This window comes from Arthrobacter sp. ISL-69 (genome assembly GCF_018613775.1).
In the GTDB taxonomy this organism is placed as follows: Bacteria; Actinomycetota; Actinomycetes; order Actinomycetales; family Micrococcaceae; genus Arthrobacter.
The window spans coordinates 86,609-104,655 of sequence record NZ_JAGGPO010000023.1 but is presented as its reverse complement, the minus strand read 5'-3'; the positions used below and the strand labels follow the sequence as shown (position 1 = coordinate 104,655).

15 protein-coding genes are annotated in these 18,047 nt (G+C 66.6%); 10 read left to right on the top strand and 5 right to left on the bottom strand.

Annotated elements, in window-relative coordinates; genetic code table 11:
- Positions 1 to 505 (bottom strand): NAD(P)/FAD-dependent oxidoreductase (locus J7I79_RS17335; protein WP_214955307.1); only part of this gene is annotated, 505 nt, incomplete at its 3' end.
- 270 nt (positions 506 to 775) lie between these two features.
- Between J7I79_RS17335 and J7I79_RS17330 the strand changes: the two genes are divergently transcribed.
- The 3 genes from J7I79_RS17330 to J7I79_RS17320 are packed head-to-tail and all read left to right on the top strand — an operon-like array spanning position 776 to position 2,467.
- On the top strand, positions 776 to 976 hold the full coding sequence (locus tag J7I79_RS17330; protein ID WP_214955305.1) for a hypothetical protein: 201 nt from the start codon (positions 776 to 778) through the stop codon (positions 974 to 976).
- Positions 977 to 1,036: 60 nt separating this feature from the next.
- Positions 1,037 to 2,170 carry an exo-alpha-sialidase gene (locus tag J7I79_RS17325; protein ID WP_214955303.1) on the top strand — a complete coding sequence of 378 codons (1,134 nt, stop codon included), beginning with the start codon at positions 1,037 to 1,039 and terminating at the stop codon, positions 2,168 to 2,170.
- A 9-nt stretch (positions 2,171 to 2,179) separates the two neighbouring features.
- A complete protein-coding gene (locus tag J7I79_RS17320) occupies positions 2,180 to 2,467 on the top strand; it encodes a MoaD/ThiS family protein (RefSeq protein WP_104175209.1) in 288 nt (95 codons plus the stop codon).
- A 5-nt stretch (positions 2,468 to 2,472) separates the two neighbouring features.
- Here J7I79_RS17320 and J7I79_RS17315 read toward each other — a convergent pair whose 3' ends face one another.
- Complete coding sequence (locus J7I79_RS17315; protein ID WP_214955301.1) at positions 2,473 to 2,709, bottom strand: hypothetical protein; 237 nt, start codon at positions 2,707 to 2,709, stop codon at positions 2,473 to 2,475.
- Between the two features lie 285 nt (positions 2,710 to 2,994).
- Between J7I79_RS17315 and J7I79_RS17310 the strand changes: the two genes are divergently transcribed.
- The 7 genes from J7I79_RS17310 (at position 2,995) to J7I79_RS17280 (ending at position 14,042) form a co-directional block, all read left to right on the top strand.
- Positions 2,995 to 4,290, top strand: a complete 1,296-nt coding sequence (locus J7I79_RS17310; RefSeq protein ID WP_214955299.1) for a sugar ABC transporter substrate-binding protein — start codon at positions 2,995 to 2,997, stop codon at positions 4,288 to 4,290.
- Positions 4,291 to 4,303: 13 nt separating this feature from the next.
- Entirely contained in the window at positions 4,304 to 5,290 is a 987-nt protein-coding gene (locus J7I79_RS17305) for a carbohydrate ABC transporter permease (RefSeq protein WP_214955297.1), read from the top strand.
- Complete coding sequence (locus J7I79_RS17300; protein WP_251042931.1) at positions 5,290 to 6,144, top strand: carbohydrate ABC transporter permease; 855 nt, start codon at positions 5,290 to 5,292, stop codon at positions 6,142 to 6,144. The genes J7I79_RS17305 and J7I79_RS17300 overlap by 1 nt, the downstream gene beginning before the upstream one ends.
- Before the next feature lie 2 nt (positions 6,145 to 6,146).
- A complete protein-coding gene (locus J7I79_RS17295; protein ID WP_214955293.1) occupies positions 6,147 to 8,858 on the top strand; it encodes a beta-galactosidase in 2,712 nt (903 codons plus the stop codon).
- Positions 8,859 to 8,890: 32 nt separating this feature from the next.
- Entirely contained in the window at positions 8,891 to 10,150 is a 1,260-nt protein-coding gene (locus tag J7I79_RS17290) for an ROK family protein (protein WP_214955291.1), read from the top strand.
- Positions 10,147 to 12,138 (top strand): DUF2264 domain-containing protein, encoded by a 1,992-nt coding sequence (locus tag J7I79_RS17285; protein ID WP_214955289.1) that lies wholly within the window; start codon positions 10,147 to 10,149, stop codon positions 12,136 to 12,138. The genes J7I79_RS17290 and J7I79_RS17285 overlap by 4 nt, the downstream gene beginning before the upstream one ends.
- A gap of 149 nt (positions 12,139 to 12,287) precedes the next feature.
- Positions 12,288 to 14,042 (top strand): beta-galactosidase family protein, encoded by a 1,755-nt coding sequence (locus tag J7I79_RS17280; protein WP_214955318.1) that lies wholly within the window; start codon positions 12,288 to 12,290, stop codon positions 14,040 to 14,042.
- Between the two features lie 13 nt (positions 14,043 to 14,055).
- Here the strand turns inward: J7I79_RS17280 and J7I79_RS17275 are convergent, their stop codons facing one another.
- Genes J7I79_RS17275 through J7I79_RS17265 form a run of 3 tightly spaced genes read right to left on the bottom strand, consistent with a single transcriptional unit; the run spans position 14,056 to position 17,907 of the window.
- Positions 14,056 to 14,757 carry a ThuA domain-containing protein gene (locus tag J7I79_RS17275; RefSeq protein WP_311380601.1) on the bottom strand — a complete coding sequence of 234 codons (702 nt, stop codon included), beginning with the start codon at positions 14,755 to 14,757 and terminating at the stop codon, positions 14,056 to 14,058.
- Positions 14,754 to 15,905: a LacI family DNA-binding transcriptional regulator gene (locus J7I79_RS17270; protein WP_214955287.1), complete on the bottom strand. Its 1,152-nt coding sequence runs from the start codon at positions 15,903 to 15,905 to the stop codon at positions 14,754 to 14,756. Before J7I79_RS17270 ends, J7I79_RS17275 begins: the two co-directional genes overlap by 4 nt.
- A complete protein-coding gene (locus J7I79_RS17265) occupies positions 15,895 to 17,907 on the bottom strand; it encodes a heparinase II/III family protein (RefSeq protein ID WP_214955285.1) in 2,013 nt (670 codons plus the stop codon). Before J7I79_RS17265 ends, J7I79_RS17270 begins: the two co-directional genes overlap by 11 nt.
- Positions 17,908 to 18,047 lie beyond the last annotated feature (140 nt).

The window sequence follows — 18,047 nt, the reverse complement described above, 5'->3', positions numbered from 1 at the left end:
TCCCGAAGCGGGTCAGGAAGGTCGCTTCCTCCATGGCGGAGTCCCCGCCGCCGACGACGATGATGTCCTGGTCGCGGAAGAAGAATCCGTCGCAGGTGGCGCACCAGGAGACGCCGTGGCCGCTGAACTTCTTCTCCTCAGCCAGGCCCAGTTCCTTGTAGGCGGAACCGGTGGCGAGAATGACGGCGGGTGCCTCGTAAATGTCGCCGGCACCGGTGACCACGCGCTTGAGGTGACCGGTGAGCGTGACGTCAGTGACGTCGTCGAACACCACCTGCGCACCGAATCGTTCAGCCTGCTGCTGCAGGCCGTCCATGAGCTCGGGCCCCTGGATACCGCCGGGGAAGCCGGGGAAGTTTTCGACCTCGGTGGTGTTCATCAGCGCGCCGCCGGCAGTGACCGACCCGGCCAGGACCAGGGGCCTCAGTCCGGCGCGGGCGGCATAGATCGCCGCGGTGTAGCCTGCGGGGCCGGACCCGATGATGATCAGCTGCTCGGTGCTCATGGAAGGCTCCTATGGGTGGAAGTCAGTGGCGAACGGGCGAGGGCTGTCCATGGCAACCTTCTCATCGCTGTGCGGAGTGCCTCCACAGAGGGCGTCCGTCGCGGTAGTTCAGGCGTGCCGGACTGCCCTACAAGACAAGATTGGCCCACTGGAACTGCAGGCACAAGGGGCGCCTGCCGTTCGGCTGGCATGCGTGCAACACCGCCATTGGACCCTTGTACACCCCTCCGGGGCGGAATAACGTTGAGGCATAGGGAGAGGTGGTCCGCGGTGGAAATCTACATGTGGTGGCTTGATCTGGATCTGGACAGCAAGGAATGGCTGCGCGAGAACCTTCGCACGGAGGAATTGCCGTTGCCCGTGCTCCAGGGAATTGCCGAGGCTGGCGGCCCGCACCCCGACACCCCCTCACGAGTCCTCACGGACGCGGACTGGGACTTTATCGAGACGCAGTCCGAATTCGTGGACTGACCTCCAGGGACGCACTTTGCCGCGCCGAAACCATTGCGGCCCCCGGGCTGGAGTGGTTGCATGGGGTGCATGGCCAGCGAAGAGAGTTATGTCCTAGCGATCGGAACGAAAAAAGGGCTGTGGCTGGCGACCAGCCCGGACCGGCGCGAATGGTCCATGTCCGGCCCGCACTTCCTGATGAGCGAGGTCCCCAGCATTGCCATCGATACCCGCAACGGCCGGACCCGCATCATGGTGGGTGTCCGCTCCGAGCACTGGGGCCCCACCGTTGCGCATTCTGATGACCTGGGTGCGACCTGGACCGAACCGGAACAGGGTGCCATCAAGTTCCCGGAGGGCACCGACGCCGCCGTGGAACGCATCTGGCAGATCTATCCCGACGCCGAATCCCGCCCGGGTGTGGTCTGGGCCGGCGCTGAGCCCATCTCTGTGTGGAAATCCACCGACGGCGGCGAACACTTCGAGCTGAACCGCGGCCTCTGGGACCATCCGCACCGCAGCGAATGGGGTGCCGGCTACGGCGGGGCGGCCGCGCACTCAATCGTGGTGGATCCGACCGGAGACAAGGTGCACGTCGCCATGAGCACCGGCGGCGTGTACAGGTCGCTCGACGGCGGGACCTCCTGGGAGCCGCGGAACAAGGGGATATCGGCCTACTTCATGCCGGATCCCAACCCCGAATTCGGCCAGTGCGTCCACAAGATCGCGGCGGACGCCGCCGTCGACGGCCGCCTCTACGCGCAGAACCACCACGGCGTGTACCGCACGGACGACAACGGCGAGAACTGGGAGTCGATTGCCGAAGGCCTCCCGGCTGATTTTGGTTTTGTGATGCTGACGCATCCCCGGCGGGCGGGAACCGCCTGGGTGGTCCCGCTGAAGGCCGACGGCGAACGCATCCCGCCGGACGGCAAGCTGGCCGCGCACAGGACGGATGACGCCGGCAAGACCTGGAAGCGCCTTGACTCCGGGCTGCCGCAGAGTGAATACAATGCCGTGCTCCGTGACGCTGCCTCGGTGGATTCCGCGGAACCGGCCGGGGTGTACTTCGGAACACGCGGCGGCTCCGTCTACGCCAGCCCGGACGAGGGCGAGCACTTCACCGAAGTGGCCTCACATCTGCCGGACGTTTTGTGTATCCGCGCCGCTGTGGTGTCCGCGTCCCTGCTGCCTGGCGCTCCGGTACCCGCTTAAGGGTCCGTTATGGCTGACATCAGCGTGGTGCTGCCCAGTGTCCTCCAGCCGCTCGCCGGCGGGCAGTCCATCCTGACTGCGCCCGCCGACGGGGCGGTGACTGTGGGGTTCCTGCTGGACTCGCTGGCCGGTGACTACCCGGTGCTTGCGAGGCGGCTGAGGGATGAAACCGGTGCCCTCCGCCGCTACGTGAATATTTACGTGAACGGCGACGAGGTCCGGCGCTTGCGGGGGCTGGAAACTGAAGTGGCCGGCGGCCAGGAAGTGGTGATCATCCAGTCCGTGGCCGGGGGCTGAGGGGCTCAGGCTACTCGCCAAACGCTGCATTCGTCCGCATTGATCGCCTTGCGCATTCCGGTCTGGCGGTCCATGATCCAGACGACGCCGATTCCCGGCGCAGTATCCTGCACCCTGCCCCGGCGGATCACTACGTCGTCATAGCTGGGACCAACCGACAGGCGGGCTTCGATCTCGTCGCCGCGGTGCAACTGGTCCAGGGCGCGAACACGGGTTACATGGGCTTTGGCTTCCTTCAACATGGCGTGGCCTCCTGAGCTGGAGCTTGGGCTTCTGCCTGCAATTGCCGGCATATCCAGTGTCCTGCGCCATTGTTGCCGCCGCGTTTCATGCCGGTAATGGGCGCGTTAGTTTTCCGCGCCCCCACTGTTTCGCGCCATGTGCCGCACGTCACTAAATACTATTGACAAGGGTTAGAATAAGCAATAGCGTAAGCGCCGTTCGGGCTCGCCGCGACCGGCTGAACCCGCTCACATCTTCGGGTACACCGCGTCCGGCAATGAGCGCCGGCCAATGAAGGGAATGCAATGAAGCTTCTTGAAACCAATGTCTCGCGCCGCAGCCTGCTGGCCGGTTTCGGTGCGACGGCGGTCGGCATCATCACGCTCACGGCCTGCGGCTCCGGCTCGGGATCCGCCTCCTCCGGCGCCAAGGACTTTGTGATGACGGTCTGGGGCGGGGATCCGGACAAGGCCGCCTACCAGGCCCGGCTTGACCTGGCGAAGAGCAAGTTCCCGGACTACAACATCACGCTCCAGATCATTCCGAACAAGGACTACGCGCAGAAGGTCCAGACAATGATCTCGGGAGGCACGGGGCCGGACATCATGCAGGTGGCCGAGGACGCCAACGCCTACAGCTCAAAGAACCAGCTGTTGCCGCTGGATGACTACATCTCCAAGGCTTCCTTGGACCTCTCCGGGACCTTCGGGCCGGTGGCCGAAAACTGGAAGTACAAGGACAAAACCTACGCCGTACCCGACCGCGCAGGCGCCATGATCCTGTACTACAACACGGCCGAGTTCGAAAAGAAGGGCCTCAAGGCGCCCACCGCGGACTGGACCTGGGACGAGCTGCTGTCCACTGCCAAGGAACTGACCGGAAACGGTGTCTTCGGATTCGGCGGCACTGAATGGTGGCCCATCTGGATGTCCTTCGCCTACCAGAACGGCGGCCAGATCATCGACCCGTCCAGCGGCAAGCCCACGGTCAACACCCCTGAAGTCATCGAGGCCCTCCAGTTCTGCCAGGACCTGGTCTACAAGCACAAAGTGGCACCCTCCAAGGTGGACTACGCCAACATGGGTGCCGGAGTCGGCGGCGACGCGGCCTTTGCCTCGGGCAAGGTCATGATGAACAGCACCGGGTTCTGGAACATCGGGAACCTTGCCAAGCAGGAAAAGATCAGCTGGGACGTTGCTCCCATCTGGCGCGGCAAGGAAAAGGCCATTTCAGCCTTCGGCTCCGGCCTGGCCGTGTCCCGCAGCAGCAAGAACCCGGCCGATGCCTTCAAGATCATTGAGTTCATGACCTCGGCCGAGGGCCAGCAGCCCATCCTGAAGCTGGGCCAGGACGTTCCGGCGCGCCAGGACCTGCAAAAAAGCCAGGAGTTCCTCAAGCCGTCCTGGCTGAAGGGGGATGTGGACATGCAGGTGTTCCCGGACTCGACGCCGTCGATCTTCAAGCCGCCGTTCATCCCTGAATGGAACGAAATGCAGAAGGCCATCACGGACGCCATGGCAGACTTCTGGCTCAACAAGTCCGACGCGAAGACCACCGCCGCCGATCTTCAGAAGCGCCTCGACTCGATTGTCAAGGCCTAGGAAGCCCCGACCAATGACAACTGTTCAGCAGAAAGCCCCCGCTCCGGTCCCCGCTCCGGCCGCGGCGCCGGAACGGGGGGCCGCCCCGCCCCAACAAAAAGCACGCCCCAGCTCCATGCGGCGCAAGGAGGCCAGGTTCTTCTGGCTCTTCATTTCGCCGTGGGTCTTCGGCTTCGCGGTTTTCCTCCTCGGCCCCATGCTTGCGTCGGTGTACCTGTCCTTCACCGACTGGGACTCCTTCACGGACCCCAACTGGGTGGGCGTGGCCAACTATGCACGCCTCATCACCGAGGACACGGTGTTCCACAAGACACTCTGGAACACCTTCTACTTCGCGTTCTTCTCCGTCCCGCTGGGCATGGGGATCGCGCTGTGGCTGGCGGCGCTGCTGAACAAGAAAATGCGGGCCAGGAAGATCTTCCGCACCTTGGTGTACCTGCCGCACCTGGTGCCGATCGTGGCGGTGGCCCTGATTTTCCAGATGCTCCTGGCCCCCGACTCGGGCCCCATCAACAAGGTCCTGGCACTATTCGGCATCGACGGACCGGCCTGGCTATTCGACTCCGACTGGGTGAAGCCGGCCATCATCCTGCTCTCCCTGTGGCAGGCAGGCGGAGCAACTGTCCTTCTCCTCGCGGGCATGAAGGGCATTCCGCAGGAGTTCTACGAGGCCGCGGAAATCGACGGCGCGTCCTCGGTGCGGCAGTTCTGGAGCATCACGTTCCCGCAGCTGACCCCCATTATCTTCTTCAACCTGATCATGGGCATCATCGGCGCCTTCCAGGTCTTCGCTCAGGTGTACATCCTGACCCAGGGCGGTCCGGACAACGCCAGCCAGATGGTAGTTCCGCTGCTCTTCAACGAGGCCTTCCGGAACTACCACATGGGCTATGCCTCGGCGATTTCCTGGCTCCTGTTCCTGATCGTCATGGCGCTGACCGTCCTGGCTTTCGTCACATCACGCAAATGGGTCTTCTACGAAACAGAGGTCAAGAACTAATGGCCGCACTCAAGGTCTACAAGAGCACGGGCTTCACCTACGCGTGGCTCCTGATCGCCTCCGCAGTCTTCTTCGCACCCCTTGTTTTTGTGGTGTCCATCGCGCTGAGCAGCGACCAGACGGTCAGCACGGGTAGCTTCTCGCTGTTCCCCACGGAGTTCCGCTGGGACAATTTTGTGCGGATCTTCCAGACTCAGCAGCCCGTGGGAAACTTCGTCATGAACTCGGTGATCATATCCGTGTTCTCCACTGTGGGGCAGGTTTTTTCCTCCGCACTGGTGGGCTACGCGTTCGCCCGATTGCGCGCCAAGGGCAAGAACATCACCTTCATGGTTGTCCTGGCCACCATGATGATCCCCGCGCAGATCACCATGATTCCGCAGTTCATCCTGTTCAAGGAACTGGGCTGGATCAACACCTTTCTGCCGCTGATCATCCCCAACTTCTTTGGCAACGCCTACAACGTCTTCCTGATCCGGCAGTTCGTCACCCGTCTCCCGGTGGAAATGGACGAGGCCGCCATGGTTGACGGCCTGGGGTACTTCGGGATCTTCCGCAGGATCGTCCTGCCCATGATGACCCCTGTGCTGATCGCCATCGCCATCTTCACCCTGACCTATACGTGGGGCGACTTCATGGGTCCGCTGATCTACCTCAACGAGGACACCAAGATGCCGCTCGCCCTGGGCGTCCAGCTCCTGACAAGCACCAGCCAGGAACTGCAGACACCGCCCTGGAACCTGGTGATGGTGGGCACCCTGTTCCTCTCGCTGCCCATGATCATCATTTACTACTTCGGCCAGAAGTACATGTACGAGATGAACATCTCCACCGGAAGCGCGGGGGTTAAGTAGCCATGAACTCCTCTTCAGGCGGTCCTGTTTCGCTCGAGGGCGGCAGGCTGATGATCGACGGCGAACCGCAGCTCCTGCTGTGCTCCTCGCTGTTCTACTTCCGGCTGCCGCCGGAGCAATGGCAGGACCGCCTGAAGCTGGTCCGTGAATCGGGCTACCGCGCCGTGGACGTGTACATTCCGTGGAACTTCCATGAGACGGCGCCGGGCGTGTTCGACTTCTCCGGGGGCCGGGACGTTGCCCGGTTCCTGGACCTCGCAGCGGCTGAAGGCCTGTACGTTATGGCCCGCCCCGGCCCGTACATCTGCTCCGAAGTGGACGGCGGCGGGCTCCCGGCCTGGCTCGGCCTGGACCCGGAGCTGAAGGTCCGGCAAAACGAACCGAAGTTCCTCGCCCACGCCCTTGGGTGGTACCGGCGGGTGCTGCCGCTCCTCGCCGAACGCCAGCACGGACGGGACGGGAGCATCATCCTGCTGCAGGTCGAGAACGAACTCGACTTCTTCGACTGCCTGGACCGGCCGGGCTACATGCAGGCACTGAACGAGGCGGCCGTCGCGGCCGGCATCACCGTGCCGGTCATCGCCTGCGCCGGGCAGGGCGACCTGTCAGCGGCAACGGGCGGAGCGCCGGGCGTGGTGCCCGCGGCCAACTTCTATCCGGACGATTCGTCACCGGACATCGAGGCCGAGGTCCTGGCGTACCAGCGCGAGCTGGAGGCCCGCGGCCTGCCGCTGCTGGTGACCGAGACCAACCGGCTGCACCTCACGCTGCGGCGCGAACTGCTCGCCGGCGCCCGGCTTATTGCCCCCTATCTGCAAAGCTCCGGCTGGAACTTCGGGCTCAACCCCTCCGCAGGAAACTGGGGAAACCCCGGAAACTTCATGACCCACAGCTACGACTTCGGCGGCTCCGTGTCAGCCGACGGTGCCAGGCGTCCGGAATTCTTCGAAGGACAGAAACTCGCCGGCGTGATCGAAGCACTGGGCACCCGACTCGCAGCTTCCGTCCCGGTGCTGGATGCCCCTGTGGAACTGGTGCCGGACTTCCCAACGTCAAGCATCCGTCCGGCGTTGGCCCTGGCCGGCGGCGGCCACCTGGCAGGCCTGCCCAACCTCTCCGACTGCACCGGCACCCTCCAGATCAAAACCGACGCCGGCGCCTTCGCCTCCGTGGCGGTGCGGCCGGGACAGTGCCCGCTGCTGCCCGTGAACCTCCCGCTGGGGGAGTGGGGCGTGCCCGCAACCCTGGAACTGGCGACGGCGGAACTGGTCGCCGTCGAGCCGACCGCAAGCGGGCTCGAACTCACTTTCACCGCGACACCGGGCGCCGTGCTGCTGCTGGCGCCCGACGGCGGACTGGAAACCGAATCAGGGCAGGCCGAGATCCGCGACGGCCGCCTGGTAGCGGACCTGTCAGCCGGTTCCGGCTCGGTGGTGTTCGACGGCGGGCCCCGACTTGTGTGGAGGACGGCGGATGCCACCGTTGGGACCCCGGGGATGAATGACGAGCCAGCGAACCTGGCCGGCGTCGTGCTTTCCACGGCCGCCACAGCAACGGCGGAGCTCTTCGCGGACGTGCCGTCAGCCGGGCATTCCACCGCACCGCCGCTCGAGGCCCTCGGCGTCCACGCCGGCCGCGGCCGATACCGGGCCGCGGTGCCGGCCGGCTGCACGCAGCTTCTGGTCGACGGAGCCGCGGACATCCTGTCGCTGACCTTCGCTGCGGACGCCGCCTCGGCGCCCCAAGCACTGGGAAGTCTGACCCCGTTCGGTGCTGCCGCCGTCGTCGACCTTCCGTCCGGCAACGGCGGCGAGCTCACCGCCGACGTCGAAATCTGGGGTCATTCGAACTTCGATGACGCACGGCTGCCGGCGCTGGCCCTGGGCTCCCTGCGCGGGCCCGGAACGGTCATGGCTGTTTCCCGGCGTGCCGACGTTTCCGGCCTCTGGCACGTCCACGGCGGCGGCCAGTGGGCGGAACCCGGCCGGGCCCTTCGCCGCTTTGGCGGCTGGAGCAGCACGCGGCTTGGCGTGGGCATCGAGTACCGGAAGACCATCCCCGCGGGGCCGGAGGACCGGAACTACCTGCATTTCGCCGGCCTGCCGTGCCCCGTGTCGGTTTCGGTGGGGAGCCCGTTAAAGGTGACGGTGACGCCGGAGAATCCGTACCTTCTCCTGCCATCCGGCCTCCTGCCATCCGGCCTCCTGCCATCCGGTGCTGCCGGATGGGACGTGGCAGTCTCCTTCCCCCACGATCCTTCCCATGGCCCGGGCCCCGTCACCCTCCTGTCCGGTTCCAGACTGCAGGACTGGTCGGTCCAGCCCCTGCCGCAGGATGAGCTCGATGAGCTCGCTGACCGTGCCGTGCCGGGTTCGGCGCCGGGCCGAGCGGTACCGCTCGACGTTCCTGCCGGTGCGGCCCGATGGCTGTGGCCGGACCTGGCGGAACTGCCCGCCGACCGGGGGTATTTCCTGAAGGCTGCCGGCTCCGGGCTGATGCTCAGCGCCTGGCTGGACGGCACCCGGCTTGGCCGGCTCCTGCTGGATCCGCCGGGCACGGACGGAACGCCGCCAATGCGGGGCGGCGACCCCGGTGTGATCTGGCTCCCGGCGCCTATGATGAAACCGCAGGCCAGACTCACCCTTTTGCTGGAAAGCCGCGGCACCTCCGCGGGCCGGCTCGAATCCCTGCTGTGCCAACCGGCGCACAGCTGACAATCCGACCGAAGCGAACGTAGAAGCAGACCATGACGAAGAGAACGTCCAAGGACATCCGCAACGAAAGCCGCTTTGCCCTGCTGCGCGGGCTCTACTCCCTGCGCACCGCGACCCGGCAGGAACTTGCAGCTTCAACCGGACTGAGTTTTGCCACCATTTCCAACATTGTCGGCGAACTGATCGACGTCGGCGTGCTCGTGGAAGCCGGCCGGGAGGACTCCGGCGGCGGCCGGCCCGTGACGCGGCTGAAGATCTCGCCGGACCGCGGCGCCCTGGTCGGGGTGGACATCGCGGAGACCTACATCCACGTGGACATCTACGACCTCGCCCTCGGGGTGATCGGCCAGGCCGAAAGCGAGCTGGCCATCGAAGAAAACGAACCCGCCGCGCTGGTGCGCCGCGTGGCCGGCGTCATTGACGAGGCCATGGCCGACGCCGGCATCTCCCGGGACCGCCTGCTGCGTGCCGGCGTCAGCCTTCCCGGCCAGGTGGACCCGCAACGCGGGGTTTCCGTGTTCGCCCCCAACTGGGACTGGCACGAAGTGCGGATCCAGTCGATGCTGGCCGAGGCCATCGGGCTTCCCGTCGACGTCGACAACCCGCTGCGGGCCATCGCCATTTCGGAACTGTGGTTCGGCGCGGGGCGCCTGGTCAACAACGTGGCCACCATCAACCTGGGCACCGGCGTGGGCGCCGGCCTGGCCATTGACGGAGACCTTGTCCGCGGCACCAGCAACACCGCCGGTGAATGGGGACACACCACACTGGTCTTCGGCGGCCGCCTCTGCCGCTGCGGGCGTCATGGCTGCGTGGAAGCGTACCTCGGTGTCCCCGGGCTGCAGATGACCATGGCGGAGATCAACGCCGCCCATGACCTCCTGACCGGCGACCGCCAGCGCGAGTTCGTGTCCGACGTCGCCAAGGGACTGGCCGACGGCGATCCTGACTGCATCGAGCTGATTGAAGTCACGGGCCGCTACTTCGCCGCCGCCCTGGGCAACCTGATCAACTTCATCAACCCGGATCACGTCAGCATCCTGGGCTGGACGGCCGGGAGCATCGGCGCTGAACTCCTCCAGGTCACCGAAAAGTACCTGCCCAACGAAATGTTGCCCAGCGCCGGCGCTGCCGTCCGCGTGGGCCTGTCCACGGTGGCCGGCAATTCGGTGACCCTGGGCATGGCCACCTTTGCCCTCGAAGGATTCCTGGAGCAGGTGGGGCTGCCGAGCCGCGGTTCCGCCAACCGGACCGCGGTGCGCAAGGCCACATCGCCGGCAGCGGGCGCATGAACCGGCCCCGCCTGGACCTGCCGGAACCGGACTACACGCTCTCCCCCTACACGGGACTGACCCGCGGACACTGGACCGGCTACGCCGACCATCTGCTGCGTGCCGTCCATGTCTACGGCACCGAAAGCCACGCGAACATCCACCTGCCGGGTGCCGTGAGCGCCTACGGCCGCAGCAGCGACTCCCTCGAAGCCTTCGCCAGGACTTTCCTGCTGGCGTCCTTCCGCATAGCCGGCGATCCCGAAGGGACAGGCTGGCTGGCCGACTGGTACGCCAAAGGACTGGATGCGGGGACCGACCCGTACTCGGCGGAGAGGTGGCCCCGGCCCGACGAACTGGGACAGGCCAAGGTGGAAGCCGCGTCCTTGGCCGTCGGCCTGGCCCTGACCCGCGAACACCTGTGGGACCGGCTTCCGCAGCGCGTCCAGGAACAGCTCATCGCCTGGTTCGAGACAGTCATCGGGGAGGAATACCCGCCCATCAACTGGGTCTGGTTCCAGATTGTGGTGGAGCAGTTCCTCGCCTCAGTGGGCGGACGCTACTCCGACGCGGATATAGAAGCCGGCCTGGCTGTTCATGATTCCCTCTACCAGGGCGGCGGCTGGTTCGCCGACGGCCCGGAGCGTTCCTACGACCACTACGTCGGCTGGGCTTTCCAGGTCTATCCGCAGCTCTGGGCACTGATGGCTCCGCAGGATCCCAGGGTGCAGGCCCGGGCAGCCACGGACGGCGCTCGGCTGGCGGACTTCCTGGACGATGCCGCCCACCTGGTGGGTGCTAACGGCGCCCCGCTGGTCCAGGGCCGCAGCCTGATTTACCGTTTCGCCGCGGCGGCGCCGTTCTGGGCCGGCGAACTCGCCGGCCACACGCGGCTGTCGCCGGGCCTGAGCCGCCGCGCGGCCTCCGGGATGCTGAACTACTTCGCCGGCCACGGCGCCATGGGCCAGGACGGCCTGCTGTCCATCGGCTGGCACGGCGAATTCCCCGGCATGAAGCAGTCTTATTCGGGAGCCGGATCCCCCTATTGGGCCGCCAAGGGAATGATGGGGCTGGCCCTGCCGGCCGATCACCGGGTGTGGACTGCCGTGGAGGAACCGTTGCCGGTGGAGACCGGCGACACCACCCGGCTGATCGCGGCCCCCGGCTGGCAGGTCAGCGGCACGGCCCGGGACGGCGTGGTCCGCATCCACAATCACGGAACCGACCACGCCAACAAGGGGGACATCACCGCCGATTCGCCCCTGTACGCTCGCTTGGGATACTCGACGCACAGCTTCCCGGACCTGGAACCGGAGTCGCTGGACAACGCCGTGACCCTGGTTGACGGCACCGGCCGACACACGCACCGGACCGGCTTCGAAGTATTGGGCCAGGCGGATGCTGACGGTGTGCTCCTCGGTGCCTCGCGCTGGTCCGCGAACTGGATCGACGCGGACCCCGACGGCGGACCGGACCACGGCAGCGGTGCACGCGGGCAATCGACCGCCGGCCCCGAACTTACCGTGCTGTCCATCAGCTGCGGCAACGCGGAGGTGCGGATCGTGCGGTTGGCGGGCGCGGACAAGTTTCCTCCGGTCCGGCTCCTGATCGGAGGCTGGCCCGTTACTCCGGATTCCGGCATGCTTCACGGTTCCGGGCTCCACAGCTCCGTAGTGCCTCTGGCTGGCTTTGGTAGGGAGCTCGACGACGGCGGCCACCATGTTGACCAGCGCCCCTCGCCTGTCGGCACCGGGCACGACATCCCGTGGGCGGGAACGTCCGGACCGGCGGCCGACGGCATATATGCCGCAGTGGTTATATTCGGATCTGAGGCTGCGCCGTCTTTGACAGTCCGGTACGTGGAGGATGCGGCTGGCGCCAGGTTCGAATTCTGCGGCGCCGGGTTCACCGGCAGCGAGTCTGTTGGCGAGTCAGCCGGAGCGGCGGAGCAGGCGCGGTCGGTAGGGCTCGGTAGGCTGCGCGCAGAATTTCCGGCGCAGAATCTCTGACCGCCCGTGTGGTCCCGCGGGTGATCCCTCCACGGTTGGAGGCGGCGGTGGGTCTTCCCAACCGCAGTCCTGCGAGTTATTCTAATGGCTGAAATAAGAGTTGAATTATGTCGGCGCCTACGTGGCTCGACGTCGAAGGAGACACCAAGATGGGACCCTTTGCCATAGGTGAGGAAGACTTCCTGCTTCGGGGCGAGCCGTTCCGCGTGCTGTCCGGCGCCGTCCACTACTTCCGCGTCCACCCGGACCTGTGGCAGGACCGGATCCGCAAGGCCCGCCTGATGGGCCTCAACACCATCGAAACGTACGTCCCGTGGAACGAACACGTCCCCCACCCCGGCGCCTTCACCGCCGAGGGCCAGCTGGACCTGGGCCGCTTCCTTGACCTGGTTGCGGCCGAGGGGATGCAGGCCATCGTCCGGCCGGGGCCCTTCATCTGTGCCGAATGGGACAACGGCGGGCTGCCGGCCTGGCTTTTCAGCGACCCGACAGTGGGGATCCGCAGCAGCGAACCCGGCTACCTTGCCGCCGTCGACTCCTTCTTTGCAGCGATCCTGCCCACGGTAGCGGAGCGCCAGATCGGCCGCGGCGGGCCCGTGATCATGGTCCAGATCGAAAACGAGTACGGCGCCTACGGCAACGACAAGCATTACCTGCAGCACCTCGTGGACCTGGTCAAACGCGAGGGGATCGACGTTCCGCTCTTCACGTGCGACCAGCCATTCGGCACCATGATCGAGGACGGGTCCCTTCCGGAGCTGCACAAAACAGGCACTTTCGGTTCACGCGCCACTGAGCGGCTCGAGGTTTTGCGCCGCCACCAGCCGAGCGGGCCGCTCATGTGTGCCGAGTTCTGGAACGGCTGGTTCGACAACTGGGGAACGCATCACCACACCACCAACGCCGCCGCTTCCGCAGCCGAGCTCGATGCCCTGCTGGCTGCCGGGGCGTCCGTGAATGTGTACATGTTCCACGGGGGCACCAACTTCGGCTTCACCAACGGCGCCAACGACAAGGGCATTTATGAACCCACCATCACCTCCTACGATTACGACGCCCCGCTCACCGAGGACGGCTACCCCACGGAGAAGTACTTCGCCTTCCGCGAGGTGATCTCGAAGTACTTCCCGGTTCCGGACGAGCTGCCGGAACGCCGTCCGCAGGCCGTCGCCTCAACGGTAATGGTCCACGCTTCAGTCCCGGTCCTGGACGTCCTGCCGGCACTGGGTGCCGCCCTGGACGCGCCCGGTCCGGCGCCCACCACCGAAGACGCCGCCCACTACCGGGGCTTCACGCTCTACAGCACCGTGCTGGAGCGCGGCGGGGTTCTGACGGTCGGAGAAGTCCGCGACCGCGCCCAGTTCTTCCTGGCAGGCGTCCCTGTGGGCGTGCTCAGCCGCGACCTCGGTGAGCGTGCCATTGCGCTGCCGTCCGGGGGTCTGCTGCAGGTCCTGGTGGAAGATCAGGGACGGGTGAACTACGGGCAGCGGATCGGCGAGGTCAAGGGCCTGATTGCCCCGGTAAAGCTCGACGGCGAGGAACTCCTCGGGTGGGAAATCCGCCCGTTGGACTTCGCGGCACTTCAGGAGCTTCGCGGGGCCGCCGGCGCCCTCGGGCCCGGCGGTGGCGGGGTGGCCGGACCGTCCGTTTCGTTCGCCGATTTTGAAGCCGACGGCCCGGAAGACAGGTACCTCCGGCTGGACGGCTGGACCAAGGGCAACGCCTTCATCAACGGCTTCAACCTGGGGCGGTACTGGAGCCGCGGCCCCCAGCGCACCCTGTACATTCCGGCACCGCTGATCCGCGCCGGCCGGAATGAACTCGCCGTCCTGGAACTCCACGGCAGCGTCACGCGGGAGGTCCGCTTCGTGGACAGCCCGGACCTGGGCCCGGACGAGAAGTAGGCCGGCCGGGGCGTTAGTCCGCGGTGATGCCGCCGGCCAGCCAGGCGATGCCGCGCCGAAGCAGCTCCCGGTGCTCCGGGGACTCGAAAGAGGCCGCATCATGGCCCAGCGCGTCGTAGAACGTCCTGGCCTCGCCGCGGACGTGGGACCAGGCCACGGGATGCAGTGCGCCGTCGTGCCGGTGCCGGGCGTGAACCGACACGGACGGGTTGACGCGCAGCCAGCTGTAGCGTTCGTCGGAGAGTTCGAAGTCCGGAATTCCGGCTGTCACCGCGCCGGATCCGGGGTCCACCAGAATGTGCGCGGTGCCGTACTCGGGGTGCATGGATGTTCCGCGGACCCACCGGCCGCCCAGCGCGTCCTCCCAGGCCGGGGAGTCCACGAAACTCGTTGAGCTGACGTGGCTGGCCAGGATCGGCCGGCCGCCGGACACCCAGGCCTCCAGTCCCCGCGCCGCGGCCGCCGTGCCGGGGGATGTTCCGCCGTCGCGGGGCAGGCCGACATTGACGGCGAGCAGATCCGGCCAGGCCGCGTGGGTGCCCAGCCCCGCCAGGGCGGCATCGACGTCGTCCGCTGCCTCCACTTCGAAGCCCCCTTCCTGCAGCAGCGCCGCCAGTGCGGCGGACGTGTCGGCGAACGGATGCCACGGGTCCGCGTAGCGGCCGGTGCCGCTCAGGAGCAGGGCCCTGGCAGTCGTCAACTTGCCCGCCGTCACAGGGAATCCTGGAGGGCGTTTCCGGACTGCTGACGGGGCGCACCCAACGACGAGTCGCGCACAATCAGTTCCGGGTTGAGGTCGATGCGGTGCACGGGCCGCATCCGGCCCTCGGCCAGTCGTGCCGCCATGAGCTGCACGGCCACCTTGCCGACGTAGCGTTTGGGCGGCCTGACGGCGGAAATGGCCGGTTCCGCCAAGTAGGCCACCTCGTCGTCGTAGCCCACGATCGCCATGCTTCCCGGCACGTCCACCCCCCGGTCCACGCAGTGCTGGACGAACGCCACGGCCTGGGTGTCCGAATGCACCAGCATGGCGGTTGTTTCCGTCTCCCGGCAGCGCCGCAGGACGTGGTCGAAATGCTTGGCGCGGTGGTCGTTGTCCAGCTTGGCGGAGTCTTCGTGGACGGATTTTTCGACCGGGATTTTCAGGGCGGCCATCGCCTGCTGCCAGCCGCGGACCACGTGCGGGCTGGTGGGGCTCGTGGAGTCCGTGAGGCATCCGATCATGCGGTGGCCTTCCTGCCACAGATGGCGGACGGCCATGCCCGCCCCGAACGCGTGGTCGGTTGCCACCCATTCCAGCCGGTGTGCCGGGACCTCCGACGGCGACCGGCGTTCGGTAAGGACCACCGGAATGGGCAGGGCGTTGAGCCAGCGCAGCAGCTCCTGGCCGTGTTCGCCCGACATGTCCGGTGCCACGATCAGCCCGTCGATGTTCTGGGTGTCCAGAAGGGCCTGGACGTGCCGGCGGTTGTCGGCGGCGTCATAGGCGGAGCCGCGGACCAGGATCCGGAGGTTCTGCTCCTCGGCTTCCTCCCGCGCACCGCCGATGACCTGCGGCCAGTAGTAGTCCAGCGACGGCACCACCATGCCGATGGAGTAGCCGTGCGATGCGGGCTTCCCGGCAACCGCGGAACGGTCCAGCGGGCTCCGCAGTGTGGCGCCGCCGTGCACGCGGGACACCAATCCCTCATCGGCGAGGATGTTGACGTCGCGGCGGATGGTCAGTTCGCTGACGCCAAGCTTGGCGGCGATGTCGCGGACGGTGATGGCGCCGTGCGCGCGCAGCTCCTCCATGAGCCGCTCACGGCGCTGGAGGGAGAACAGCGACTTGCCGCCCGCTTCCGGGCTGGATTCAGAACTCATTCGTTGCCTCCACGGTCAGGGTGAATGCGCCGGAGGCGCGGGTTTCGGCGGGCATGCGGAACCGCAGGCGAGTCAGTTTTTGGCCCCAAACATCGCGCAGCAGCGGATCGTCGAGGTGCCATTCGTCCACGAGGACGACGGCGGTGGCCGGTTTCCAGCGCAGGCGCACGCCCTTGCCTCCGTCCACAGTCGGGATGCCGTCCGGCATGACGGTCGCCGTGGCGTCATTACCAATGCTCAAGGTGCCGGCGACGAGGAAGGTGATGTCGACGTCGTCCGTCCCGCCGGAAGCTATCCCCCCGGGCGGGGACGACGGCAGGTTCCATCGGTCATCGATCACCACAGTCCCGAGTTCCCGGTTCAGTAGCGCCGTGCGGATCCATTGCTCAGCGTGGCCGAGTCCGTAGGCGCCACCGAGTCCGAGCGCGAGCGTCGGTTCCTCCGGCGTCGGCTCCTGGATGACCGTGGCGGCGAACCCTTTACCGGTTCCCTGTTCCAAGCCGAAGGGCGCAGGAACGCTGTGCCAGGCGCTCTGCATGGCCCGGATGTCGTAGCGATCGGGTCCAAACGTCTTGGCGGTGTAGGTGGGTTGCCCGGCATCCACCAGCAGGGGCACGCCGTCCACGGCGACCACGACCGACCCGACGTCGCGGTGGTTGTGGTGCTCGCCGTTGTGCCCGCCCTTCGCAGCCAGGGTGAGGCCCTCCGTGGTGCCCGGGGTTTGCCGCGCCACCATGATCTGCACTGACGGGAGGTACGTTCCCCAACTGGGTAGCAATTGTTGTCGTTCTGAGCCCTCAAAACGACCACTATTGCTACCTAGTTGGGAGGGGGAGAGCAGAGAGTGAAGCACCCGGCCGAGTCCCGCCGTCGAATCCGTTTCCGCGCTGGCGAAGGCGGCGGCGTGCCGGGCGGCTTCCGCGTCACCCAGCCGGACGGCCCAGCGGTGCAGCATGTCCCACGGGAGCCCTTCGGCGGCGCGTGCCGGGCCGTCGGCCACGTTGAGGAACCACCGGTGGCCCAGGTGCATGCGGTGCGGGAAGGCGACCAGCGCGCGGATGGCCGGGAGGTCGGCGTCGAGCATCCCGCCGGTGGCTTGTTCCAGGACGGCGAGTCCTTCGAGTGCCCGGCCGGCGCCGTTCCACCAGTAGGCGAAGCCTTCATCGATGGCGCCGTCGGCCGGGATCGAGGCCAGAAAGCGGTCAAGGCCCTCGATGCAGCGGGCGATGGTGCGGGCCTGCAGACCGGGATCGTCCACCAGCAGCAGTGCGGCGGCGATGATGTTCGAGTGGATCCAGGGGTTCCAGTTGTGGACATCCCCGTCGAGTCCGAGCCAGTGCCAGTCGAGCCGGTCCAGGAAGGGCCGGATCACGCGGTGCTGTGTCTCGTCCCGCAGGCGCCTCCGCAGCCCGGGTGCCCGCTCGTCCAGCTGCTCGCCGAGGACCAGGTCCAGCCAGGCAAGCTGGGCTACGACCTCGCCGGCACCGAGATCCAGGTATGGCCGCGTGCGGTCCGGGACCACGTCGCCGGCACGGGTGAAGACGTCGTCGTGCGCGGCCCAACTCCAGGAGCTCTGCTCGCACAGGAGGTACGCGCCGTCGATCACTTCATCGAGCCAGGCGTCCGCCTCGCCGTCCGCCCCGTGCGGCAATGCAGCCATCACGACGGCGCGCGTCAGCCGCTGCTGCCGTGCCGCCACGAGTCCCTCGTACGCTGTGCGGTTTCCGTCGCGGAAGTACCGCGCGTAGTGGGACACCAGCGGCTGCGGCCAAGGGCTCCCCTTCTCCTCGGCAGCTTGGGCGATCAGCTGCCCCAGCGGGCTTGCAGCGGCGCGCTGCCACGCGCCGTCGGACGCTGGACGCACGGTGAGGCGGTCCCTGGAGCCCTGCAGGGCACTGGTCAGCGCGGGGCCGGAAGCGTTGCTGCCCCAACCGGCGCGAAGCGGATGCGCACGGGACTGAGGCGGCGCTTCCACGGCGGCGGTGACGGTGGGTTTTGCCATGCGGATTCTTCCCTCGTGTGTTCGAATCTGAATGTTTTAGATCGAGTTCGACTGAATTGAATGAACCGTCTTGTTTATGAGTATGTACCGATTATTAGATGTGATGCAACACATAAATAACCGGTCGAACACGCCGGTCG